The sequence below is a fragment of the Luteimonas padinae genome, assembly GCF_014652935.1.
Lineage (GTDB): Bacteria > Pseudomonadota > Gammaproteobacteria > Xanthomonadales > Xanthomonadaceae > Luteimonas > Luteimonas padinae.
The window spans coordinates 1-22,974 of record NZ_BMZT01000016.1; the positions used below are offsets into that span (position 1 = coordinate 1).

At 70.9% G+C, this 22,974-nt stretch carries 17 protein-coding genes, 3 pseudogenes and 1 riboswitch; of the genes and pseudogenes, 7 read left to right on the forward strand and 13 right to left on the reverse strand.

Annotated features, from left to right (window positions below; genetic code table 11):
- Nucleotides 1-117: 117 nt before the first annotated feature.
- The 6 genes and pseudogenes from IE168_RS14000 to IE168_RS14025 all read right to left on the reverse strand — a co-directional run.
- On the reverse strand, nucleotides 118-1,221 hold the full coding sequence (locus IE168_RS14000; RefSeq protein WP_189499362.1) for an MlaA family lipoprotein: 1,104 nt from the start codon (nucleotides 1,219-1,221) through the stop codon (nucleotides 118-120).
- Nucleotides 1,222-1,237: 16 nt separating this feature from the next.
- On the reverse strand, nucleotides 1,238-1,534 hold the full coding sequence (locus IE168_RS14005) for an STAS domain-containing protein (protein ID WP_189499364.1): 297 nt from the start codon (nucleotides 1,532-1,534) through the stop codon (nucleotides 1,238-1,240).
- Nucleotides 1,518-2,183 carry an MlaC/ttg2D family ABC transporter substrate-binding protein gene (locus IE168_RS14010; RefSeq protein WP_189499366.1) on the reverse strand — a complete coding sequence of 222 codons (666 nt, stop codon included), beginning with the start codon at nucleotides 2,181-2,183 and terminating at the stop codon, nucleotides 1,518-1,520. Before IE168_RS14010 ends, IE168_RS14005 begins: the two co-directional genes overlap by 17 nt.
- On the reverse strand, nucleotides 2,180-2,725 hold the full coding sequence (gene mlaD / locus IE168_RS14015; protein WP_189499368.1) for an outer membrane lipid asymmetry maintenance protein MlaD: 546 nt from the start codon (nucleotides 2,723-2,725) through the stop codon (nucleotides 2,180-2,182). Before mlaD ends, IE168_RS14010 begins: the two co-directional genes overlap by 4 nt.
- A gap of 192 nt (nucleotides 2,726-2,917) precedes the next feature.
- The gene (locus IE168_RS14020) at nucleotides 2,918-3,667 is read right to left on the reverse strand and encodes an MlaE family lipid ABC transporter permease subunit (RefSeq protein WP_189499369.1); all 750 of its coding nucleotides are present in this window, start codon (nucleotides 3,665-3,667) and stop codon (nucleotides 2,918-2,920) included.
- A 137-nt stretch (nucleotides 3,668-3,804) separates the two neighbouring features.
- Nucleotides 3,805-4,587: pseudogene (locus tag IE168_RS14025) on the reverse strand (ABC transporter ATP-binding protein); the annotation flags it as partial.
- A 313-nt stretch (nucleotides 4,588-4,900) separates the two neighbouring features.
- On the opposite strand from IE168_RS14025, the gene recC reads away from it, so the two are divergent.
- The 7 genes and pseudogenes from recC to IE168_RS14660 form a co-directional block, all read left to right on the forward strand.
- A complete protein-coding gene (gene recC / locus IE168_RS14030) occupies nucleotides 4,901-8,311 on the forward strand; it encodes an exodeoxyribonuclease V subunit gamma (protein WP_189499373.1) in 3,411 nt (1,136 codons plus the stop codon).
- Entirely contained in the window at nucleotides 8,308-12,060 is a 3,753-nt protein-coding gene (locus tag IE168_RS14035; protein WP_189499375.1) for a UvrD-helicase domain-containing protein, read from the forward strand. The genes recC and IE168_RS14035 overlap by 4 nt, the downstream gene beginning before the upstream one ends.
- Nucleotides 12,057-13,919 carry an exodeoxyribonuclease V subunit alpha gene (recD, locus tag IE168_RS14040; RefSeq protein ID WP_189499377.1) on the forward strand — a complete coding sequence of 621 codons (1,863 nt, stop codon included), beginning with the start codon at nucleotides 12,057-12,059 and terminating at the stop codon, nucleotides 13,917-13,919. The genes IE168_RS14035 and recD overlap by 4 nt, the downstream gene beginning before the upstream one ends.
- A 131-nt stretch (nucleotides 13,920-14,050) precedes the next feature.
- Nucleotides 14,051-14,314 carry a helix-turn-helix domain-containing protein gene (locus tag IE168_RS14045; RefSeq protein WP_189499379.1) on the forward strand — a complete coding sequence of 88 codons (264 nt, stop codon included), beginning with the start codon at nucleotides 14,051-14,053 and terminating at the stop codon, nucleotides 14,312-14,314.
- Complete coding sequence (locus IE168_RS14050) at nucleotides 14,314-15,591, forward strand: HipA domain-containing protein (RefSeq protein WP_189499381.1); 1,278 nt, start codon at nucleotides 14,314-14,316, stop codon at nucleotides 15,589-15,591. The genes IE168_RS14045 and IE168_RS14050 overlap by 1 nt, the downstream gene beginning before the upstream one ends.
- Nucleotides 15,592-15,674: 83 nt before the next feature.
- Nucleotides 15,675-16,487 carry a type I restriction endonuclease gene (locus tag IE168_RS14655; RefSeq protein WP_229823613.1) on the forward strand — a complete coding sequence of 271 codons (813 nt, stop codon included), beginning with the start codon at nucleotides 15,675-15,677 and terminating at the stop codon, nucleotides 16,485-16,487.
- Nucleotides 16,475-16,708: pseudogene (locus IE168_RS14660) on the forward strand (DUF1905 domain-containing protein); the annotation flags it as partial. The gene IE168_RS14655 and the pseudogene IE168_RS14660, both read left to right, overlap by 13 nt.
- 2 nt (nucleotides 16,709-16,710) lie before the next feature.
- Here the strand turns inward: IE168_RS14660 and IE168_RS14060 are convergent.
- From IE168_RS14060 to IE168_RS14090, 7 genes and pseudogenes are all read right to left on the reverse strand, one after another.
- Entirely contained in the window at nucleotides 16,711-17,025 is a 315-nt protein-coding gene (locus tag IE168_RS14060; RefSeq protein WP_189499385.1) for a type II toxin-antitoxin system RelE/ParE family toxin, read from the reverse strand.
- The gene (locus IE168_RS14065; protein WP_189499387.1) at nucleotides 17,026-17,310 is read right to left on the reverse strand and encodes a ribbon-helix-helix protein, CopG family; all 285 of its coding nucleotides are present in this window, start codon (nucleotides 17,308-17,310) and stop codon (nucleotides 17,026-17,028) included.
- 46 nt (nucleotides 17,311-17,356) lie between these two features.
- On the reverse strand, nucleotides 17,357-17,746 hold the full coding sequence (locus IE168_RS14070) for an acyl-CoA thioesterase (protein WP_189499389.1): 390 nt from the start codon (nucleotides 17,744-17,746) through the stop codon (nucleotides 17,357-17,359).
- On the reverse strand, nucleotides 17,743-18,084 hold the full coding sequence (locus IE168_RS14075; protein WP_189499393.1) for a thioredoxin family protein: 342 nt from the start codon (nucleotides 18,082-18,084) through the stop codon (nucleotides 17,743-17,745). The genes IE168_RS14070 and IE168_RS14075 overlap by 4 nt, the downstream gene beginning before the upstream one ends.
- Nucleotides 18,085-18,147: 63 nt before the next feature.
- A pseudogene (locus IE168_RS14080) lies at nucleotides 18,148-18,579 on the reverse strand (flavodoxin); the annotation flags it as partial.
- 84 nt (nucleotides 18,580-18,663) lie between these two features.
- Nucleotides 18,664-19,725, reverse strand: a complete 1,062-nt coding sequence (locus tag IE168_RS14085; protein ID WP_189499391.1) for a ribonucleotide-diphosphate reductase subunit beta — start codon at nucleotides 19,723-19,725, stop codon at nucleotides 18,664-18,666.
- Between the two features lie 138 nt (nucleotides 19,726-19,863).
- The gene (locus IE168_RS14090) at nucleotides 19,864-22,410 is read right to left on the reverse strand and encodes a ribonucleoside-diphosphate reductase subunit alpha (protein WP_229823616.1); all 2,547 of its coding nucleotides are present in this window, start codon (nucleotides 22,408-22,410) and stop codon (nucleotides 19,864-19,866) included.
- A gap of 184 nt (nucleotides 22,411-22,594) precedes the next feature.
- A riboswitch (cobalamin riboswitch) is annotated at nucleotides 22,595-22,840 on the reverse strand.
- Between the last annotated feature and the right edge of the window lie 134 nt (nucleotides 22,841-22,974).

The following is a 22,974-nucleotide window of genomic DNA, read 5'->3' on the forward strand; positions in this document are numbered from 1 at the left end:
CCTTGGGCAGATCAACGCCATGCTCAGGGATGGCGGGCAGTGGCAGCCAACCCCCGCCTGATCAAAAGACAGTTGCTCCTACAACAGGAGGGGGGCGGTTCCGGGTGGGTGCGGGGCTCAGGGCGGGGTCGAACCCGGCACGATCGGCATGACGTCGACCGGGACCGTGGGGTTGGCTTCGTCGTCGAGCAGGTAGTCCGGCAGGTCCTGCTGGTCTTCGCGGATGCGGTCGCCGTGGATCTGGTAGTTGCGGCGCTGCATCCAGGCGTCGCGCACCAGCGCGTATTCGTCGGCGGCGCCTTCGCGCAGGCGGTCGACGGCGAACAGCTGGGTGCGCAGGTCGACCAGCTGCAGGCCCTGCAGGCCGATGCGCACCGTGTCGTCGTTGATCTGGCGCGTGGGCGAGACCTGGCCGTCGCCGACCAGGCCGAACACGTCGCGCACGGTGCGCGGGCCGAACAGCGGCAGTTCGACGAAGCGCGACTGCTCCCAGCCCCACACGCCCAGCGTCTGGCCGAAATCCTCGCTGCGGTTGGGGATGCGCATGCGCGTGGCCGGATCGAACAGGCCGCCGACGCCGACCGTGGCGTTGACCAGGAAGCGGCCCAGCGACTGCCCGGCCTGCTTCGGCTTGCCCTGCAGCAGGGCGTTGAGCGCGCTCACCGGCTGGCCGAGGTTGGAGAAGAAGTTGCCCACGCCCAGGCGCACCGGTCGCGGCACGACCTTGACGTAGGCGCGCGCCAGCGGCTCGGCCACGGCGCGGTCGATGGCCATGTTGAAGCCGTGGACCTTGCGGTTCCAGTTCTCCCACGGATCGTGGCCGGGGGCGCCGATGGTGGCGGGCTCCGGCAGCGTCGGATCGGCGATCGGGTCGTAGACCTCACCGCCGTAGATCGCGGCGAAGTCGAGCTCGGCCTGGGTGGCGGCGGCGCTGGCGGCATCCATGTCCGCGGATGCGGGTCCGTCGATTCCGCCTTCGCCGTCCACGCCGACATCGCCGGCGGTAGCGGAGTCGAGCGCCGGCTGGCCGGCCTCGTAGGACCGGCCGTCCGTAACGGTCGAGGCCATGTCGGCGTGCGGCGTTGCCACGTCGCTCGCGGCCACCGGCTGCGCGTCGGTGGGCGCGGGCGTGCGCGGCGCGTGACCCGCGCAGCCCGCCAGCAGGACGAGGCCCAGCGCCAGCGCGGTGGCGCGCAGCGGGGCGGAAGACGGGCTGTGCATGCGGTGGATGCCCATGTCAGGTGCCGAAGCCGAGCGCGGCGTCCAGCCGGTAGGCCGCGCGCAGGTCGGACAGGCCGGGCGGGCTGCCGACGACCTCGATGCCGGCGCTGCCGGCCGCGTCGGCCAGCGCCGACAGAAGCGCCAGGCCGGCGCTGTCGACGCGGGTCACGCCGGTGATGTCGATGCGACGCACGCCAGCGCACTGCGGGCGAGCGCTGCGCCACAGCGCGGGCACGCGCTCGCCGGTGACGTCGCCGCGGACCCGCAGCGCGTCACCCTCGCGACTGACGCCGGGATCAGTTGGTGCGGGCATCGGCCTGGATCCGCCCCGCGCGCAGGTCGGCCGCGACGTCGCGGATCGACTTGCGCGACAGCGGGGTGTCGAACTGCTGGCGGAAGGTCTGCACGAAGGACACGCCCTCGACCATCACGTCGAACACGCGCCAGCCGGCCGGCGTCTGCCGCATCAGGTAGTCGACCGGGATCGGCTCGCCGCCCTGGCGCAGCATCTCGCTGGACACCTTGACGCCAAGGCCGCGCGGCAGCGGTGTTTCCGACTTCACGCGCACGCGCAGGCGGGTATTGAAGTCGAGCAGCGAGCTGCCGTAGCGGCGCATCAGGCTGTCGGCGAGCGCGTCGGCGAACACCTTCACGTCGGCGTCGTCGGCGCCGCGGCCGTGGCGGCCCAGCACCTGGCGCGCGGAGTACTCGCGGTCGAACATCTGGTCGAACTCGCCGGCGATGAAGGCCTGCAGTTTGCTGCGGTCGGCGGTGAACTCGGCGCGGCGCGAGTCCAGCGTCGACAGGATGCGCTGGCTGTTGTCGAGCACGAGCTTGCTGGGCGAGCCCTGCATGGTGGCGGCCGGCGCGGCCTGCGCCTGGGCCTGCGCGCAGGCGCCGAAGGGCGCGGTGGCGAGCAGGGCGGCGGCGAGGATCAGGGGAACCAGGGGGCGGGACGTCATGGGGTGCTCTCCGTGGGGGGCGGGGTGTCGTCGGCAGGCGCGTCGGGCGCCGGGGTGCCGCCGGCATCGGCGCCATCTTCGCCAGTGCCGCTGAACATGTACTTGCCGACCATCTGCATCAGGTCGACGGCGGGTTGGGTGTAGACCAGCTCTTCGCCGGGCTTGAAGACCTCCAGGTCGCCACCGGGCTGCAGGCCGACATAGCTCTCGCCCAGCAGGCCGCCGGTGAGGATCTGGGCGGAGGTGTCGATCGGGATCTCGTTGAAGCGACTGTCGATCGCAAGCGTCACGATGGTGTCGAACTTGACCGGATCAAGGTCGATCTTCGAAACGCTGCCGATCGTCACCCCGCCGACCTTCACCGGCGCGTTGGGGCGCAGCTGGCCAAGGTTGGTGAAGCGCGCGGTCAGCTCGTAGCTGTCGCGTGCGAAGCCGAACTTGCCGTTGGTCGATGCGACGGCCAGCACCAGCACCGACGCCAGCGCCAGCACCAGGAAGGCACCGACGGCGAACTCGAGTCTAGGGCCACGGGATGTGTTCATGGGGGCATACCTTTGAAAGCTTTTCTGCCACGGATTTACGCGGATTACGCGGATCAGGAATCAGGTGGGGCGGGACTGCTCTTCAATCACCGATTGATTCACCGGGTTTGCGGCCGGAGCGGAAAAGCGGGAAGCAGATCCGCGTGATCCGCCTGATCCGCGTAAATCCGTGGCAAATGCTCTCTTCGCTGCTCATCGGAACAGCAGCGCGGAGAGGACGAAGTTGAACATCAGGACCAGCAGCGAGGCGTTGACGACGGCGCGGGTGGTGGCGACCGAGGTGCCTTCGATCGTCGGTTCGGCGTGGAAGCCGACGTAGGCCGCGACCAGGGCCGCGGTGCCGCCGAAGATCGCCGACTTCAGGAAGGCGACCAGGAAGTCGTCGCGGAAGTCGACCACGTCGCGCATGGTCTGCCAGAAGGTGCCGTTCTCGACGCCCAGCACCTGCACGGCCTCGAACCAGCTCGCGCTCAGGGCCAGGCTGACGAAGAACGCGGTCAGCAGCGGCACGCAGATCACGGCCGCCCAGAAGCGCGGCGCCACGGCCTTCGCCACCGGGTCGATCGCCATCAGGCCCAGGGCCTGGATCTGGTCGGTGGCGCGCATCAGCGCCAGCTCGGCGGCGATCGAGGAGCCGGCGCGGCCGATGAACAGCAGCGCGGTCAGCACCGGCGCCAGTTCGCGGTACAGGCCCAGGCCGATCAGTACGCTGACCTGGTTGGCGGCGCCATAGGTTTCGAGCGCGCGGTAGCCCAGCAGCGTCAGCGACAGGCCGACGAAGGCGCCGCCCACGGCGATGATCGGCAGCGAGCGCGCGCCGATCTTGTAGATCTCGCGCATGAGCTCGGCGAAGAAGTCGCGCGTGGGCCTGGAGGCCGCGAACACCGACAGCGAGAACAGTCCGGCGCGGCCGAGCGAGCGGGTGCTGGAAACGAAGGGCATCAGCGGGCCTCGGCGTCGGGACGGGGCGCCGTGGCGGCGTGGGGTGCGGCGGCTGCGTCGCGCACGTCGGCAACTACGCGCGCCGGCGCGGCGGCTTCGGCGCGTGCCAGGGCGTCGCGCGCGCTGGGCTGGGCCGAGGCCGGGTCGAAGGCGATCGGGCCGTCGGGCTCGCCGCGCAGGAACTGGCGCAGCAGCGGGTCGTCGCTGGCCTCCAGCGCGGCCGGCGTGCCGGCGAAAACGATGCCGCGGTTGGCGGTCACCAGCACCTGGTCGGCGATCGGCAGGGTCTCGCGCACGTGGTGGCTGACGATGATGCTGGTCATGCCGAGCGTGGCGTTGAGGCGCGCGATCAGCGACATGATCACCCCGGAGGCGATCGGGTCGAGGCCGGTCAGCGGCTCGTCGTAGAGCATCAGCGGCGGGTCGAGCGCGATCGCGCGCGCCAGCGCCACGCGGCGCGCCATGCCGCCGGACAGCTCCCGCGGATACAGGTCCACCGCGGTGCGCAGGCCCACGGCGTGCAGCTTCATCAGCACCAGCTGTTCGATCACCGGCGCCGGCAGCTTGGTGTGCGTGCGCAGCGGCAGCGCCACGTTCTCGCCGGCGGTGAGGTCGGTCAGCAGGCCGTTGCCCTGCAGCAGCACGCCGATGCCCTTGCGCAGCGCGAGCAGCTCGCGGTGGCGGCGCGGCACCGGCTGGCCGAAGACTTCGACGCGGCCTGCGGCCGGCACCAGCTCGCCGGTCAGCGCCGCCAGCAGCGTCGACTTGCCGCTGCCCGACGGACCGAGGATGGCGGTGACGCTGCCGTGCGGCACCTCCAGATCGATGCCCGACAGGATCGTGCGCGCACCGCGGTCCAGGCGCACGCCGGAGAGGCGGACGGCGGGGACGTTCGGCAGCGGCTGCGAGGCTGGGGGCATGGGCAGGCGGCGTCGGAAAGGGGCAAACCCCCGAAGCTTGGCCGCGTACGGCTGAACAGGGCCGGAGCACGGGGCGTGTGACGCCGTGATTATCGCCGATCCCGCCGCCGGCAACGCCCAACCCCCGCCACGCCCGCCACGCCCTCCACCCCCGCCACCCCTCCTGTAGGAGCAGCTACAGCTGCGACCGAAGAGCCTGGCAAAGGCGGTCGCAGCTATAGCTGCTCCTACAGGCCGGCACAGCGGCCAGCGCTGCCCAGCACAGCAAGCGTCTGTATCACGCCCTGCGACGGCGCTCCGGCATCATGCCCGCATGGAACAGGGGACTTCCGGCGACTTCCGCCTCTACCACTCCAACGCGCTCGAGGTGCTGGCCGGCATCCTCGCCGACGTGCTGCGCGCGCCGGTGCCGCCGGAGCGCCTGCTCGAGCCGGAGGTGGTGCTGATCCCGCAGGTGGCGATGCGGCGCTGGCTGCAGGCCACGCTGGCCGCGGCGCACGGCGTGGCCGCGAACATCGACTTCCTCACGCCGGGCGAGTTCGTCGGCCGCGTGCTGGCGGCCAACCTCGGGCCCGTGCAGGGCGAGCTGGACGCGGATGCGCTGCGCTGGCGCCTGTACGCGGCGCTGCGCGAGCCCGCGCTGCTGGAAACGCCGGCGCTGGCGGCGATCGCCGCGCACGTGGGCGGCGATGATCCGCTGCGCGCGTGGTCGCTGGCCGGCGAGCTGGCCGCAGTGTTCGAGAAATACCAGGCCTGGCGCCGCGACTGGCTGCTGCGCTGGGAGGCCGGCGCCGACCCGGACGATCCGCAGGCGATCCTGTGGCGGCAGGTGGCGCGCGGCCGCGTGCACCGCGCGCGCCGCATCCAGGACTACCTCGACCGCTTCGAAGCGCCGGACGCGCCGCCGCCCGTGGGCATGCCCGCGCGGCTGTCGGCCTTCGCCACCCTCAACATCTCGCCCGACGTGCTGCGGGTGATCGCCACCCAGGCGCGGGCGGGCACGCTGCACTGCTTCGTGCCCTCGCCCTCGCAGGCGTACTGGGGCGACCTGCAGCGCATGCGCGCGGTGCCCGAGGCTGAGCTCGCCACCGAGGGCGCGCTGCTGGCCGGCGGCGAGAACCGGCTGCTGCAGGCCTGGGGCGCGGCCGGCGTGGACTTCATGCGCCTGGTGGGCAACTACGAGGTGGTGCACGCCTCGGCCGAGCTGCGTGCGCATGCCGATCCGGCCGACGGCGGCGGCCCGCTGCAGGGCAGCCTGCTGCGGCGGATGCAGTCGGACGTGTTCCATCGCCGCGGCGAGCCCGGTGCCCCGCTGCGCGCGGCCGTGGACCGCACCGACCCCAGCCTGCAGCTGCACGCCTGCCATACCCGCCTGCGCGAGCTGCAGGTGCTGCGCGACCAGCTGCGCGCGCTGTTCGACGACGCGCGCTTCGACCCGCCGCTGCAGCCGCGCGAGGTCGCGGTGCTGGCGCCGGACATCGATCCCTACCTGCCCTACCTCGGCGCGGTGTTCGGAGACGGCGGCGGCGACGAAGCGGCGTCCGGACAGGCGATCCCCTATGCGCTGGCCGACGCCAGTCCGCTCGCCAACGAACCGCTGGCCGAGGTGTTCCTGCGCCTGCTGGCACTGCCGGTGTCGCGCTTCGCCCTGCACGAAATCCTCGACCTGCTGGCCAGTCCCGCGCTGGCCGAGGCCAACGGCCTCGACGCGCCGGCGATCGAGCGGCTGCAGGCGTGGCTGTCGGAGGCGGGTGCGCGCTGGGGCCTGGACGCGCAGCATCGCACTCGCTTCGACGCGCCGGAGGACGAGACCTACACCTGGGCCTTCGCGCTCGACCGCCTGCTGCTCGGTTACGCCAGCGGCAGCGACGCGCTGGTGCGTGCGAGCGACGGCCACCTCGTCGCGCCCTTGCCGGACCTGGAAGGCGGCGCGCTGGACGCGCTCGACACCCTGCTGCGCCTGCTGCGCGTGCTGGAGCGCCATGCCGACGTGCTGGGCGAGGCGATGCCGCCGGCGCAGTGGCGCGAGCGGCTGCTGGAGCTGCTCGATGCGCTGCTGCCGCGGCCGCCGGCAAGCGCCGCCGGCCAGCGCGCGCTCGACCGCCTGCGCACGCTGGTGGATGCCTTCTCGCGCAGCGCCGCCGAGGCCGGCTTCGACGCGCCGGTGCCGGCGGAAGCCGTGCGCGCGCACTTCGGCGCGGTGCTGGCCGAGGCCGACGTGCGCGCGCCGCTGCTCACCGGCGGCGTCAGCATCGCGCGCATGGTGCCGATGCGGCTGCTGCCGTTCCGCGTGATCTGCGTGCTGGGCATGAACGACGCCGAGTTCCCGCGCCGCGACCCCGCGCCCGGCCTCAACCGCCTCACCGCGGAGCTGGGCACCGCGCGGCGGCGCGCCGGCGACCGCTCCACGCGCGACGACGACCGCTTCCTGTTCCTGCAGCTGTTCACCGCGGCGCAGGACGTGTTCTACGTCAGCTGGCAGGGCGCCGACCCGCGCGACGGCAGCCGCCGCGAACCTTCGGTGCTGGTGTCGGAGCTGATCGATGCGGCCGCGGCCCAGCATGTGGCCGATGCCGCCGATGTCGCCGAGGCGCTGGTGGTGCGGCACCCGCTGCAGCCGTTCTCCGCACAGGCCTTCGGCCCGCTCGACGAGCCGCGCCGCTTCTCCTACCACGCGCGCTGGCAGCAGGCCGCGGCCGGCGCCGCCGACCGCCGGGTGCCGCTGCCGCCGTGGTTCGAGGGCGAACCGCTGGGCGCCGCCGAGGCCGCTGCCGCAGTGGAGCTTCCGATCAGCGCGCTGCGCCGCTTCCTGCTGCAGCCGGCCGAGAGCCTGCTCGAACGCATGGGCCTGCGTCTGGTGGAGATCGAGGCGCACGGCGATGACGTCGAGCCGCTGGCCGCGCCGGAGCGCGGGCTGGAGCGCAGCGTCCTGCAGCGCGCGCTGTTCGACGAGCTGCTGCAGGGCCGCGACGACGCGGCCATCCACGCCACCCTGCGCGCACGCGGCCTGCTGCCCTCGGGTGCCGCCGGCCGCCGCGTGCTGGCCGACCAGCGCGCGCTGCTCGCGCCGTGGCTGGAGGCGTTCGGTACCTGGCGTGGCGACGCAAAGCCCGAGTCGCGGCTGGCCGAGGTCGAAATCGACGGTGTTCGCATCCACGGCCGCATCCAGGACGTGCATCCGCACGGCATCGCGCGCCTGCACTTCGGCAAGCCGAACGGCCCCAGCATGATCCGCAGCGGGCTCGACTGGCTGCTCGCGCGCGCCGCGGGCATCGAACTTCCGTTCGAGGATTTCCACGAGACCGACGCCGGCGGCGTGGGGCCGCATCGGCGCGACCCGCTGTCGCCAGGCGAGGCCCGCGACGCGCTGCGCCGCCTGCTCGCGCTGCGCGCGCAGGGCCTGCGCGAGCCGCTGCCGTACGCGCCCTACAGCGCCTGGGCCTACGCCAGCGTCGACAACGACGACGACCCCGACAAGGCGGTGGAGGCGGCTCGCAAGCAGTGGCACGGCGCCGGCGGTGGCTTCGCCGAAGGCCAGGGCGATGCCCTGCGCCAGGTGCTGCGCGGCCGTGATCCCTTCGCCGACGAGGCGATGCTGGTGCGTTTCGCCGATGCGGCGATGACGGTCTTCTTCGCCGTGCGCGACGGCCAGGCCTACGCCGGCGTCGACCCCGGCACGCTGGCCGGCCTCGCCCGCGCCCATGACCCGGAGGAAGGCGAGTGAACGCGCCGCTTGATCCGTACGCCACCCAGCCGCTCTCTGGCGTCTTCGCCATCGAGGCCTCGGCCGGTACCGGCAAGACCTTCACCCTCGCCACGCTGCTGGCCCGGCTGGTGCTCGAGCGCGGGCTGGGCGTGGGCGAGATCCTCGCGGTGACCTTTACCGAAGCCGCCACGCAGGAGCTGCGTGCGCGCGTGCGGCAGCGGCTGGTGCTGGCGGCGGAGGTGGCGGCGGATGGCGGCGCGGACGCTACGGACGATTCCGATGCCGCCGTCGATGCCACCGACACCTCGCGCGGAGGCGCAGCCGCGTCGGCCCCCGCATTAGACGCGCCGCGCGTGGCTGCCGACACCTCGCCCGAAGCCACGCTCATGCGCCAGCTGATCGACGCGCACCTCGCGCGCGGCGACGAGTCCCGCGACGCCCTGCGCCGCCGCCTGCGCCGCGCCGCCGACGACATCGACATGGCGGCCATCTTCACCATCCACGGCTTCTGCGCCCGCGTGCTGCGCGAGCACGCGCTGGAAAGCGGGCAGGGCTTCGACCCGCCGGAGCTGCTGGCCAGCGATGCCAAGCTGCGCGCCGCGATCGCCGCCGACCTGTGGCGCGCGCACGCGGTGGACGCCGACGCCGTGGACGACCTGCACGCGCTGTGGCCGCAGGGGCCGGACGCGCTGGCGAAGGACCTGTCGCCGCTGGTGCGCGAGGAGGTGCTGCTGCCCGCGCCGCCTGCGGCGCTGCCCGACCCCGGCCCGATGCTGCGCGCCGCCGCGCAGGCCTTCGCCGAGGCCGCGCGCACGCACGGCGACGGCTTCCGCGACGAACTGCTGCGGGCGGTCGAAGGCAAGGTGTTGAAGGCAAACAGCTACAAGCCCGGATGGATCGAGGACCTGTTCGCGAAGCTCGCCCACTGGTGCGACCTCGCTGATCCCGAAGCGCGCTTCCATCACGACAAGCTGGGGCATCTGCAGCGCGACAGCCTGCTCAGGTTCACCAGCAAAGACGGCACGGGTCGCACGCCCGATTCTCCGCTGTGCGACGCCGTCGAGGCCTACGCCCACGCCCTGGCCGAGGCCGACCGCCTGCGCGAAGCCCGCCAGGCCGCATTGCTGCATCGCCTGCGCGACGATGCCCGCCGCCGGCTGGCGCGGCACAAGCAGGTCGCGCGCGTGCTGACCTTCGACGACCAGATCGACCGCGTGGCCGATGCACTCGCGGGCCCGCACGGCGACGCCCTGGTCGAACGCCTGCGCACGCAGTACCGCATCGCGCTGGTGGACGAGTTCCAGGACACCGACCCGCGCCAGTGGGCGATCTTCGACCGCGTGTTCGGCGCCGACAGCCCGGAACCGGCGCTGTTCCTGATCGGCGATCCCAAGCAGGCGATCTACGGCTTCCGTGGCGGCGACGTCGAGACCTATCTCGCCGCCCGCGCCACCGCGACCATGGCGCCGCCGCTGGCCAGCAACTTCCGCTCGCGCCCGTCGGTGCTGCGCGGCATCGAGGCGCTCTATGCCCAGGCGCAGGCCGCGCATGACGCCGCGCCCGATGCGGTGCCGCCGCCTTTCATCGACGCGCGCATCGCGTTCCACCCGGTGCAGCCCGGTGGAGTGCGCGACGACGCCGAGTACCAGCGCGCCGGCCAGGCCGCACCCGCGATCACGCTGTGGCGCGCGCCGGAGCCCGCCGCGGACGACAGGGGCAAGGTGAAGCCGCACAGCTCGCCGTATTCGCGCGAACTGGCCACCCGCGCCTGCGTCGCCGCGATCCACCGTGTGCTGAGCGACGCCCGCGCCGGCACCGCCACGATCAAGGGCCGTCCCGTGCGGCCGGGCGACATCGCCGTGCTGGTGCGCAAGCACCGCGAGGCGGTGATGATCCGCGACGCCCTGGCCGCCGTCGGCATCGCCGCCGTGGCCGCCGGCAAGCAGAGCCTGTTCGCCACGGCCGAAGCGCGCGAGCTGCACACCCTGCTGCAGGCGCTGGTGCACGGCGCCGACGACCGCCGCCTGCGCGCCGCGCTCGCCACCGTGCTGGTGGGCGGGGACGCGCACGCCATCGCCGCGCTCGATGCCGATGGCGAGGTGCTGCAACACAAGCAGCTCGAAGCCCTGGCCTGGGGCGAGCGCCTGCGCCGCGCCGGCCCGCTCGCGCTGGTGGGCGATCTGTGCGCCCAGAGCGCGCCTCGCCTGCTCGGCCTGATGGACGGCGAGCGCCGGCTGACCAACTACCTGCAGCTGGCCGAACACCTGCAGGAAGCGCAGCGCAAGGCGCTCGGCCTGCACGGCCTGCTCGACTGGCTGGCGCGCGCCATCGCCGACGCCAGCGCCGATGACGAAACGCAGCAGCTGCGCCTGGAGTCCGACGCCCGCCGCGTGCAGATCGTCACCCTGCACAAGAGCAAGGGCCTGGAGTACCCGCTGGTGTTCCTGCCCTACGCCGGCATCGGCGGCAAGCCGCCGCACCACGGCGGCCGCGTGGTGGTGCACGGCGACGACGGCCGCGTGCTGCACTGGAAGCTGCAGGAAGCAAGCAGCGGCTGGACCGATGCGCTTGAAGCCTGGAAGCGCCACGAACGCGCCGAGAACGCGCGCCTGCTCTACGTCGGCCTCACCCGCACGCGCGACGCGCTGTGGCTGGCCACCGGTCGCTTCTACAACCACGAGCAGTCGCCGCTGTGGACGATGGTGTCCGACGCCGATGCCTTGGCCGCGCGCGCGCCCGATGCCATCGCCATCGACGCCGCCACGCCACCCGACGCGCTGCCATGGCTGGGCGCCGACGCCAGCGAAGACGTGCCGCCGGCCCGCAGCGCCACGCGCGCGCTGGCCAGCGACTGGTGGGTCTACAGCTTCACCCAGCTCGCCCATGCCGATGGCGGCCACGACACCGCCAGCGCCGCCACCCAGCCGGCTGCGGGCGGGCGTGACGAGCCGGCCGACGCCGACGTACAGGCCGCCGGCGCCGGCATCCAGGGCGAAGCCGGAGCCGATGCGTTCGATCCGCGCTTCGGCGGCGCACGCTTCGGCGTGGTGCTGCACGACGCCTTCGAACACGCCGACTTCGCCGCCTGGCGCGGCTGGCGCCCCGGTGAGGCCGCGCCGGATGGCGAGTTGCAGAAGATCATCGACGCCCTCGGCCGCGGAGGCTACGCCGCCGACGCCATCGAGGCCGGAGTGGCCGCGATCACGCCGATGCTCGGCCATGCGCTCACCGCCGTGCTGCCCGAAGGCTGCGCGCTGGCGGACGTGCCCGCCGCGCAGCGCCGCCCCGAGATCGAATTCCAGTTCGCGCTGGCGCCCACGCGCGTGGACGCGCTGCTCGCTCTCCTGCACCGCCATGGCGTGGCCACCGGCCGCCAGGGCTTCGGCCTGCGCCGCCGCCTGGAAGGCCTGATGACCGGCCTGATCGACCTCACCTACCTGCACGACGGCCGCTGGTACGTGCTCGACTGGAAGTCCAACCGCCTGCCCGGCTACGGCGCCGCCGAGCTCGAACAGGCCATGGCGCACAGCGAATACACCCTGCAGGCGTTGATCTACACCCTGGCCCTGCACCGCTGGCTGCGCTTCCGCCTGGGCGCGGCCTACGATTACGCGCGCGACTTCGGCGGCGCCCGCTACCTGTTCTGCCGCGGCATCGACGCCGCCGCCGGCGACGGCCGCGGCATCGCCGCCTGGCGCTTCGAACCGGAGCTGGTGCACGCGCTCGACGCCCTGTTCGCCGGCGAAGCGAAGGAGGCCGCCGCATGAGCCTGCTGAAGGCCCTCGAACGCGCCCGCGCGCTGCGCCCGCTCGACCTGGCGCTGGCGCACAGCCTGCGCCGGCTGGACCCCGACACCCCGGACGTCGTGCTCGCCGCCGCGGCGCTGGCCTCGCTGGCCGTGGCCGAGGGGCACGCCGGCTTCGACCCGGCGGAACCGCAGCGGCTGGTGGATGCGCCGATCGCCTGGCCCGGCGTCGAGACATGGCGCGAAGCGCTGGAGGCGTCGCGCTGGGTCGCCCGCCCCGAACGCGATGACGCCGAGTCCGCGCCCGACGCCCCGCTGGTGTTCGAACACGGCCTGGTCTATCTGCGCCGCTATCGCGAGTACGAGCGGCGTCTGGCTGAAGGGCTGCGCCGGATTGGTCATGCACCGCCGCAGCATGGAGCTGCAGGCGAAGCGGGCGCGATGTCGCCGACGGGCAGCGATACCCCGGTGCCGGAAGCGCTCGCGACGCTGTTCCACCAATTGTTCCCCGATGCCACCAGCGGCGACGACGCCCAGTCCCGCGCCGCCGCCGCCGCCCTGCATCACAGCTTGCTGCTGGTCACCGGCGGCCCCGGCACCGGCAAGACCACCACCATCACCCGCATGCTGGTGCTGCTGGCCGCCCAGGCCCGCGAAGCCGGCGCCCCGCCACCGCGCATCGCCCTGGCCGCCCCCACCGGCCGCGCCGCCGAACGCATGGCCGAGAGCGTGCGCCACGCCGTCCAGGCCCTGACCGCACTCCGCGTCGATGCCGACCTGTGCGCACGGCTGCCCACCACCGGCACTACCCTGCACCGCCTGCTCGGCACCATTCCCGACAAGCCCGTGTTCCGGCACCACGCCGACAACCCGCTGCCGTTCGACGTGGTGGTGGTGGACGAGGCCTCGATGATCGACCTGCCGCTGATGGCCAAGCTGGTCGAAGCCGTGCCCGACGGCGCCCGCCTGGTGCTGCTGGGCGATCCCGACCAGCTGCCGTCGGTGGAGGCGGGCGACGTGCTGGCCGGCATCCTGCGCGCCGCCGAGGCCAGCGCGACCGCCGCCCCCTTCCCGGCCCGCCACATCCATCTCACCCGCGGCTGGCGCCAGAGCGCCGCACTCGACCTCGCGCCGCTGGCCGCCGCCGTGCGCGAAGGCGATGCCGACACCACGCTGTCGCTGCTGCGCGGCGGCCAGCTGTCGGGCGTGCAGTTCCACGAAGGCGAGGCCGACCCGCTGCAGGCCCACCGCGAACACCTGCTCGCGCACTGGACCGCGCTCGCCGAGGCCAGCGACCCGGCCGACGCGCTTGCCCGCGCCGGACGCCTGCGCATCCTCACCGCCGTGCGTGAAGGCCCGCAGGGGGCGCGCGGCCTCAATGCGCGCATCGAGGGCATGCTCCTGCAGACCGGACTTGCCGCCTCCCGGCGCGGTGCCGGCCCGGCCTCCACCGCCAGCCGCTATTTCCACGGCCGCCTGCTGCTGATCAGCGAGAACAGCTACCGCCATCGCCTGTTCAACGGCGACATCGGCATCTGCCTGCGCGATGACGGCGGCACCTTGATGGCGTGGTTCCCGGGGGATGACCCGCGGAATCCGCGGCCGTTCCATCCGGCCGCGCTGCCGGCGCACGACAGCGCCTTCGCCATGACCGTGCACAAGGCGCAGGGCAGCGAGTTCGACGAGGTGTGGCTGGTGCTGCCCGAGCGGGACAACCGGGTGCTGTCGCGGGAGCTGGTGTACACGGGGATGACCCGGGCCCGCACTGCCTTGCACCTGATCGGCCACCAGGTCGTCCTTGAAACCGCATTGAGGCGCCTGACGGCGCGGTGGTCTGGATCAGGCGCGAGACTGGGGCGCGAGAACGGGCACAGAAACTAAATCGTAGTTTAGATATTGGCAGGAAAGTAGATGCTGCCGCGGCAATCTAAAGAAAAGTTTAGATACCGCTTGAGGCACCCGCCCTTGCCACGTAATCTAAACCTGAATTTAGATTTCTCGCGGGAACCTGCATGCACATCCCCATCGACACCCCCGAGCAGCTGGGCCGCGTGGTCCGGACGGTCCGGCGCGCCCAGCGCATCCGGCAGGACGACCTGGCGCCCATGGCCGGGGCGAGCCACGTCACCCTGATGAACATCGAACGTGGCAAGGGGAGCGTGGGGATCGGGCGCGTCATGGAGGTGCTGCACGAACTGGGCATCCGGGTGCACGTGGATGTTCCACCCGGGCTGCAGGCGCAGGTTGAACAGGCCCTGCGAACGGAGGCGGGCTGATGCCGGCGCCGCCATCGCCGCGGCGGCTGGATGTCTGGCTCGACGCGCGGAAGGTCGGCGAACTGCGCGAGCAGGGCAATCTGTGGACCTTCGCCTACGAGCCCGAGTGGCAGGCCTCGGGCTTCGACCTCTCGCCTGCGCTGCGCCGCGCCGACGGCGAGATCGTCGACGGTGCCAGCCTGCGCCCGGTGCAGTGGTTCTTCGACAACCTCCTGCCGGAGGGGGGCGCCCGCCGGCTGCTGGCCCGGGAGGCGAGTCTCGATCCTGCCGATGCCTTCGGCCTGCTGCAGCACTACGGCCACGAATCGGCCGGCGCGCTCACCCTGCTGGCCCCCGGCCAGGCGCTGCCGGACGCGCGGCTGGAACCGCTGCCCGACGAGGTCTTGTCCGAACGGATCCGTGCGCTGCCGCGACAGGCGCTGTCGCAGGGCGCGCCCAAACGGATGTCCCTGGCCGGGGCCCAGCACAAGCTGGCCGTCGTGCTGCACCAGGAGCGCCTGTGGGAGCCCGTGGGCCGGGCGGCCTCCACCCACATCCTCAAGCCCGACCACGAGCGCGTGGATGAGTACCCCCACAGCGCCGCCAACGAATGGTTCTGCATGCGGCTCGCCGCCGCGTGCGGCTTGCCCGTGCCTGCGGTCGAGTTCCGCCACGTCCCCGAGCCGCTGTACCTGGTGCGCCGCTTCGACCGCGAGGGCGAGGGCCTGGCGGCCCGGCGCCTGTATGCGCTGGACGCCTGCCAGGTGCTCTCGCTGGACGCGGTGTTCAAGTACCGCGAAGCCACCGCGGAGCGCCTGGTCGAACTGGTCTCCCTCTGCCGCCGCCCGGCGGCCACCCGCCTGGCCCTGCTGCGCTGGCAGATCTTCAACCTGCTGATCGGCAACGGCGACGCCCACCTGAAGAACCTGAGCTTCCTGCCCGCGCCAGGGACCGAGGGCATGGAGCTGGCGCCGCATTACGACCTGCTCAGCACCGCGGTCTATCGCGCGCCCGACTGGAGTGGCGCGGAACTGGTGATCCCCATGGGCACTGCGCGGACCTTCGGCCAGGTGCGCCGGGCAGACATCGTGGCGTTCGGGGCCGCGCTCGGCGTACCGGAGCGGACCACGCTGCGCCAGCTCGAGCAGGTGGCCGGCAGCATGCGCGGGCACGCGCGCGCGCTGGTGGAGGCGTATGAGGCCGGTGGATACGGCACGCCGTGGGCAGGCGAGGCGCGGCTCTTGAGGCAGATCGCCTGGGGCGTGGTCGAGGATGCGCTCGGGCAGCTGGGGTTCTAGCGGCGCGACCGCAACACTTGTGGCCGCCAGCTAGAGTCAACGGTTGCCTCAGTAAGGCGGAAAACTTCAGGGGGGAGCGCTACATGCGGGTCAGGGAAAGCACCATCGAGCAGGAGCTGATCGAAAAGCTCGGCGAGCTCAAATACACCCTGCGCCCGGACATCCGTGACCGCGCTGCCCTGGAAGCCAATTTTCGCAAGCACTTCGAGTTGTTGAACCGGGTCACCCTGACCGATGCAGAGTTCGCCCGCCTGCTCGACGAGATCGTCACCCCCGACGTCTTCGCCGCCGCCCACACCCTGCGCCACCGCAACGCCTTCACCCGCGACGACGGCACCCCGTTGAACTACACGCTGGTCAACATCACCGACTGGTGCAAGAACACCTTCGAGGTCGCCAGCCAGCTGCGCATCAACACCGACTACAGCCACCACCGATTCGACGTGGTGCTTCTGATCAACGGCGTTCCAGTGGTGCAGATCGAGCTCAAGACGCTGGGCATCAATCCCCGCCGGGCGATGGAGCAGATCGTCCAGTACAAGGCCGACGTCGGCAGCGGCTATGCGCGCACGCTGCTGTGCTTCCTGCAGCTGTTCGTGGTCAGCAACCGCGATCGCACGTACTACTTCGCCAACAACAACGCCCGCCACTTCGCCTTTGACGCCAAGGAGCAGTTCCTGCCGGTGTACGAGCACGCCGCGCCGGACAACCGCAAGATTACCGGCCTGGACGCCTTTGCCGACGCCTTCCTGGCCAAGTGCACGCTGGGCCACATGATCAGCCGCTACATGGTGCTGGTGCAGGGCGAGCAGAAGCTGCTGATGATGCGGCCGTACCAGATCTACGCGGTCAAGAACATCGTCGAGTGCATCGACCAGAACCGCGCAGCCAGGTGACGGTGGCCGGTACGCTCGCCGCCGCGCCCTTCCAGGCCACGCTGGAGCCGGATGGCGAAGGCAGCCATTGGCTGCAGGTGCCGCGGACGCTGCCGGAGAGGGCAGGCGCGAACGCCGGCGACACGGTGGCGCTGGAGATCACGCCGGTGGCGGTCGAGCCGGAGCCAACCGTGCCTCCTGACCTGCGCAAGGCGCTGGCTGCCAACCCGGCGGCCAAGGCTGATCACGTCCGGAGCAGCTCGGCCGTCGAGTAGCCGGCCTCGCGCTGCGAGCGGATCGCCAGGACCAGGGCGGTGTCGATCAAGGCCAGGTATCGATACAACGCCACGTAACCCTTCGCATCGCGGCCGATCATCAGTTCGCGCCGGTCACCGCCGGCGGCCGGGGGGCCGATCAGCGGATTGTCTGCAAGGACGTCGAGCGCGCTGATGATTTCGGCGACGCGGGCTTCGGCGTCCGCCACCTCGTGGTGTTGAAGATGGTCGACGATCCGGTCGAGGTCGTCGATCACGCCGGGCGCCAGCTCGACGCGCGACATCTATCCGCCCCGGGTCTTGGCCACCGGCCGCTTCGCGGCCTTTCCGGCGAGGCGCTGCTTCAGCCATTCGCGCGCCTCCTCCCACGGGATGCTTTCGCCGGTCTCCAGGAACCCGGCACAGCGCTGTTCCGCGATGGCGTGGTACTCGGCGTGCTGCTCGGCCAACCGGGTCTTCTCGGCGATCGCGTCCAGGATGAAGCTGTGCGAAGTGGTACCGGCCGCCTTCGCCGCTTCGGCGACGCGTGCCTTGAGCTCCTGTGGAAGGCGAATGGTCGTGGTGCTCACGCGGACTCCCTGTGCAGCGGGTGCGCAAAACTGTAGCACAGGTGTGTCACGCCACTGATCGAGCCCCGGTCACCGTCCGCGGGCGCCCTCCCTGATCCAGCGCGATCATGACGAAGCGGCCGCGCGTGCAGGTCTGGCGTTCGCCGCTCAGCAGGTCCTCGCTCACGAGCTCGACTTCCACCTGCATCGACGTCCGGCCGACGGCGACCACGCGCGCGATGGTCTCGACCAGCTGGCCCTGGCGGATGGGCCGGCTGAAGTCCACCTGCTCGGAGCGCGCGGTGACCACGGTGCTGCGCGCATAGCGCGAGGCGGCGATGAAGGCCGCCTTGTCCATCCAGGCCAGCGCCTGGCCGCCGAACAGGGTGCCGAGGTGGTTGGTGTGGTCGGGGAAGACGATGTCCATCATCCGCGCCTCGGTGGGGGCGGAGCTCATGCGGGGATGTCGCAGGCGTGCGCTTCGACCGCCTGCGCGATCTGCGCCGGCGTCCGGAAGCCGGGCAGGCGCACGGCCTCACGGCCGTCGACGTGCAGGGCGAGCGTGGGCGTCTGCCGCAGGCCGAGGTCGCGGAAGACGTCTTCGCCAACGGTTTCCAGCTTCACCTTCAGCAGCGCGAGGCCGGCGGCGGCGGGACCGGCTGCGAACTGCCGCAGCGACAGGTCGAGCATGCGGCAGGCCGGGCAGTCGTCCTTGTAGTAGTCGACCAGCAGCCGCGGGTGGGCGGCGATGGCGGCGCGGACGTCGTCGGGCGTCGAGGCGTGCAGGGTTTGCATGGAGCGTGTCCTTGGCATGGGTTGCGGGGAAGTCGGCATCGCAGCGGCAGCGGAGCCCGGCGTCGCGAGCACCTGGTCGGCCCAGTGCCGGACCTTCAGCGCATCCCGCGCGCCGTGCGGCATCTGTTCGATCTCCAGCGGTGGATGGGTGCTGCCGAAGAAGCCGGCAATGCGCCGCAGCGCGCCGCAGTAGTACTCCTCGCCCCACTGCGTCTCGCCGGTGCCGAACACGGCCACGCGCCCGGGCTTGCCGACGGCCTCGACCAGCTCGGCGATGAAGCGCTTCATCGCCGCCGGCGTGCGCCCGGCGTTGTCGGTCCAGGTGCCAAGCAGGTAGAGATCGTGGCGCGGATCGGGGCATGCGTCGGCCAGGCTCTGGATGCCGGTCTCGATCCAGGTCACGGCGTGGCCACGTGCTTCGCAGCATTCGCGCACCATCCGCGCGAGGTCGCGGGTGTTGCCGCTGAGCGAGTCGTAAGCAATCAGTACGCGCATCGGGCTGTCCTTGCTGTAGCCGCTCCTACAGGGGAGGGGGGCAGGGGGCAGAGGTCGTGGGGCCGGCTCCGGGGTCATTGGCGCTCACAGGTCGTCGAAGCCGTTGTCGAGGTTGGTCTTCTTGTACGAGGCGTTGCGCATCTCGAAGAAGTCGGTCTTGGTCTCGGTGAAGTTGTCGGCGTAGGCGCGGATCCAGGGCATCACGTTTCCGGTCGAATCCGGGTACAGGCTCTCGATCCCCAGCATCCCGGCCATCTTGTTGGCGCGGTACTTCACGTACTGGATCATCTCGTCGACGTTGATGCCGTCGATGCCGTCCAGAACTTCGCCGGTCCACTGCACCTCCAGCTCGACCGCGTGCTCGAAGGCGCGGTGCACATACTCGGTCAGCTCGTCCGTGCGCAGCTCCGGGTGCTCGCCGACGATGGCGCGGATCACCTCGCTGATGAACTTGGTGTGCGCCAGCTCGTCGCGGTTGATGAAGCTGATGATCTTGCCGGTGCCGGCCATCCGGTTCTGACGCACCAGGTTGTAGAAGTAGGCGAAGCCGGAATAGAAGTTGATGCCTTCCAGGATCGAGGACTGGATCAGCGAGCGCAGCAGGGTCTCGGCGGTCTTCTCGCGCATGAAATCGTCGTACGAGCCCATGATCGGCGCGTTGCGCTTCAGGATCGTCGGGTGCGTGCGCGCGATCTCGAAGATCCGGTTCTGGTTGGCCAGGTCGGTGATCGAGGCCAGCACATAGCTGTAGCTCTCGTTGTGGATCACCTCCTGCTGGCCGATGATCGCGGCGTTGGCGTGCGCGGCCGGATCGGTGATGTACTCGGCGACGTTGTAGATGAAACGTGTCTGCGGAGAATCCAGCGTGGCCAGCAGGCCGATGATCGAGTCGTAGGCGTTCTTCTCGCGCGCCGACAGCTCGCCGTACTGGCGTGCATCGGCCTTCATGTCGACTTCGTCCGGGATCCAGAAGTTGGTCGAGAGTTCCTTGTAGGCGCGGTAGAACGACGGATACGGAATGTCGTTCCAGTTGAGGATGCCCGAGGTGCGGCCGTTGATGATCCCGGTGGAACGGTTCGGATGCCGCGGCTCCAGGATGCGGATGCGGTCAAGCGGCGTGGCGGTGCGAGGTACGGCGAAATTCATGACGATGTCCTGTTCCTGCTTTTTCTGTAGGAGCAGCTATAGCTGCGACCAGCGGTGCGGCAAGGCCGGGTCGCGGCTGTAGCCGCTCCTACAGGGAGGGTTGGCGCGGATCTTCCGAAGCGGCGATGGCGGGTGCCGTCAGCTCGAACACCATTCGCATTCATTGATGTCGATGTCGTTCGACCTGACGTAATAGGTGGTCTTCAACCCTTCCCGCCATGCCGTCATGTGCAGCTCCAGCAGCGTGCTGGCGCGGATGGTCGACGGCACGTAGAAGTTGAAGCTGATCGACTGGTCGACGTGGCGCTGGCGGCGGGCGTTCTGGCGCACGCTGGCGAACTGGTCGACGTGGTAGGCGCCCTTCTCGTAGTAGGGCCAGGTCTCCAGCGACAGTCCCGGCGCGGCCACCGGGCGGCGGTAGTCCTTCTTCTCCTCGTAGTAGAACGCGGAGTAGATCGGGTCGATCGAGGCGGTGCTGCCCGCGATCTGCGCGGTCGACATGTTCGGCGCCACTGCCAGCAGCCAGCCGTTGCGCACGCCATTCACCGCGACCTGTGCGGCCAGGTCCAGCCACTGCGGGCTGTTGTAGCCGCGGTCGCGGAAGTAGCTGCCGGTGTGCCAGTCGCTGCCCTGGAACACCGGATAGGTGCCCTTCTCCTTCGCCAGCGCCATGCTCGCCTGCACGGTGAGGAAGTTGATGCGTTCGTACAGCGCGTCGCTGAACTCCTCCGCTTCGGGCGCGTTCCAGTGGATGCCCTTCCGCGCCAGCAGGTGGTGCCAGCCGAAGGTGCCCAGCCCGATCGCGCGGTACTTGCGGTTGGTGATCGTCGCCTGCGGCACCGGCAGCAGGTTCAGGTCGATCACGTTGTCGAGCATCCGCACCTGGATCGGCACCAGGCGCTCGAGCACGTCGGTGATCAGGTCGCCCTGGCCGTCCTGCGGCAGGATCGCGCGGCCGAGGTTGATCGAGGACAGGTTGCAGACCACGAAGTCGCCGGCCTGCTTCGTGGTCACGATCTGGTTGCCGCTGATGATTTCCTGCATGAGCCTGGTCGGGCTCATGTTCTGCAGGATCTCGGTGCAGAGGTTGGAGGAATACACCATTCCCGCGTGCTTGTTCGGGTTCTTCCGGTTGACCTCGTCGCGGTAGAACATGAAGGGATTGCCGGTCTCCAGCTGACTGACCATCAGCCGCTTGAAGATGTCGATGGCCTTCACCGTCTTGCGCGGGATGCGCTCGTCGGCCACCACCTCCTCGTACTTCTTCCGGAACGTGCCTTCGCCCTTCTTCTCGTCGAAGAAGTCCTGCAGGTACCAGCCCTTGATGCGATGCACCTCGTGCGGATCGAACAGGTACCAGTCGCCGCGGCGCTCGACGGCCTCCATGAAGATGTCCGGGATGCACACCGAGGTGAACACGTCATGCGCGCGCAGGCGCTGGTCGCCGTTGTTGAGGCGCAGGTCGAGGAAGGCCTCGATGTCGCGGTGCCAGACGTCCAGGTACACGGCCACCGCGCCCTTGCGCTGGCCGAGCTGGTCGACCGAGACGGCGGTGTTGTTGAGCTGCTTGATCCACGGCACGACGCCGCCGGACGAGTTCGGCACGCCGCGGATGGCGGAGCCCGACGCGCGCACATAGCCCATGTACGCGCCCACGCCGCCGCCGCCCTTGGACACGCGCGCGATGTCGGTGTTCGAGTCGTAGATGCCCTGAAGCGAATCATCGACGGTATCGATGAAGCACGACGACAGCTGGCCGCCGGTCTTGCCGGCGTTCTGCAGCGTCGGCGTGGCGACGGTCATGTACAGGTTCGACAGCGCCCAATAGGCCTCGCCGACCAGCTGCATGCGGCGCTCGCGGCCGCCCTTGCCAGGCGCGCCCTCTTCCTGCATCAGGTACAGCGCGATCGTCAGCCAGCGCTCCTGCGGCAGTTCGTACACCTCGCGCGAGGTGTCGGTGGCCAGGTAGCGCGTGGCCAGCAGGTACAGGCCGTTGTAGTTGAACAGCAGGTCGCGCGAGGGGTCGATCATCTTCCCGGCTTCCTGCAGCTCCTCCTTGGAGTAGGCACGCAGGATGTCGTTGGAGTACACGTTGCGGTCGGCCAGGCTTTCCTGCAGGCCGACGTAGGAACCGTACTTCTGCTCGGCGTCGTAGAAACGGTTGCGGCTGGCGCGCTTGTACAGGCGGTGCAGGTAGATCCGCGCCGCGAACATCTCCCACTCCGGCGCGGCCACGTCCACGCGCGCCTCGGCCTCGCGGATCAGATGGTCCACCAGGTCGTCGGCGTTGACCGCCTCCTTGCGCTCGACGAAGCCGAACACGCTGCGCTTGTAGTCGTCGGCGTCGAGCTGCGGGAATTCGGCGTGGACGCGGTCGATGGCGCGCTCAAGGCGCGCACGGTCATAGGGAATCCGGCGGTTGCCGGCCTCCTTGGTGATCCACGTGGCGACGCCGGCGTCGTCGGGGGCGGTGCCGTCGGTGGACCTGGGCCCGGCGGGGCGGGGCGAAGGGATGGCGTCGGACGCATCGGCGGCGTCGACGGGCGTCGTGCCGGAAGGGCGGGCCGGCGCGGAGGATGCGCCCAGGGTGGCCGGAGCAGTCGAGGCTGCGGCGGGGGAGGCGGTCGTGCCTGCGGTGGCGGCCGGCGCGGGGCCTGCGGTGGTGCTGCTTTCGGTCTTGCTCATCGATCCTCTCCCAGTGCGTGCGCACGGCCACCCGACCCCTCGGGCGGCAGGCCGGGAATGCTGGCGAGGATGTAAAAGCGGCGTCGCAGCGCCCGCGACGCGCTCCGGTGGACGGATCGCGGCGCATGCCTGCTTCACCAGCCATCTCCCCCCGGAGATTCCGCAGCCGGCACCGCGCGATGTGCTTTGCGCGCGGCTGTCGGCAGGTCTTCGGGCTCGTGGATCCGGGAGTCACCGGCTGTGCCGGCGAGTCCTCGCCTCGGTCGCCGCTTCCCGGAACCACCGTCCCAGTGCGTGCGCGACCTCGTTTCCACCTACCGCTGCGGGGCAGCGCCGGGATGGGCGGCGACCTGGGGTCCAGACCGCGCCGCACCGGCTTCCCTTTTCATCCCGAGCCCTGTGGCGCGGGAACCGACGGGGCACAACATATCGGGGTGGGCGCGTTGCGTCAACGCTATATCTGGGATGGGGTCGCAGCTTCAGCTGCTCCTTGTACGTTATCCCTGCCTGACCATCTGGCCGGGTGGTGGGATGTCCCGGGGAGGTCGCATGCTCCTTGAGGCA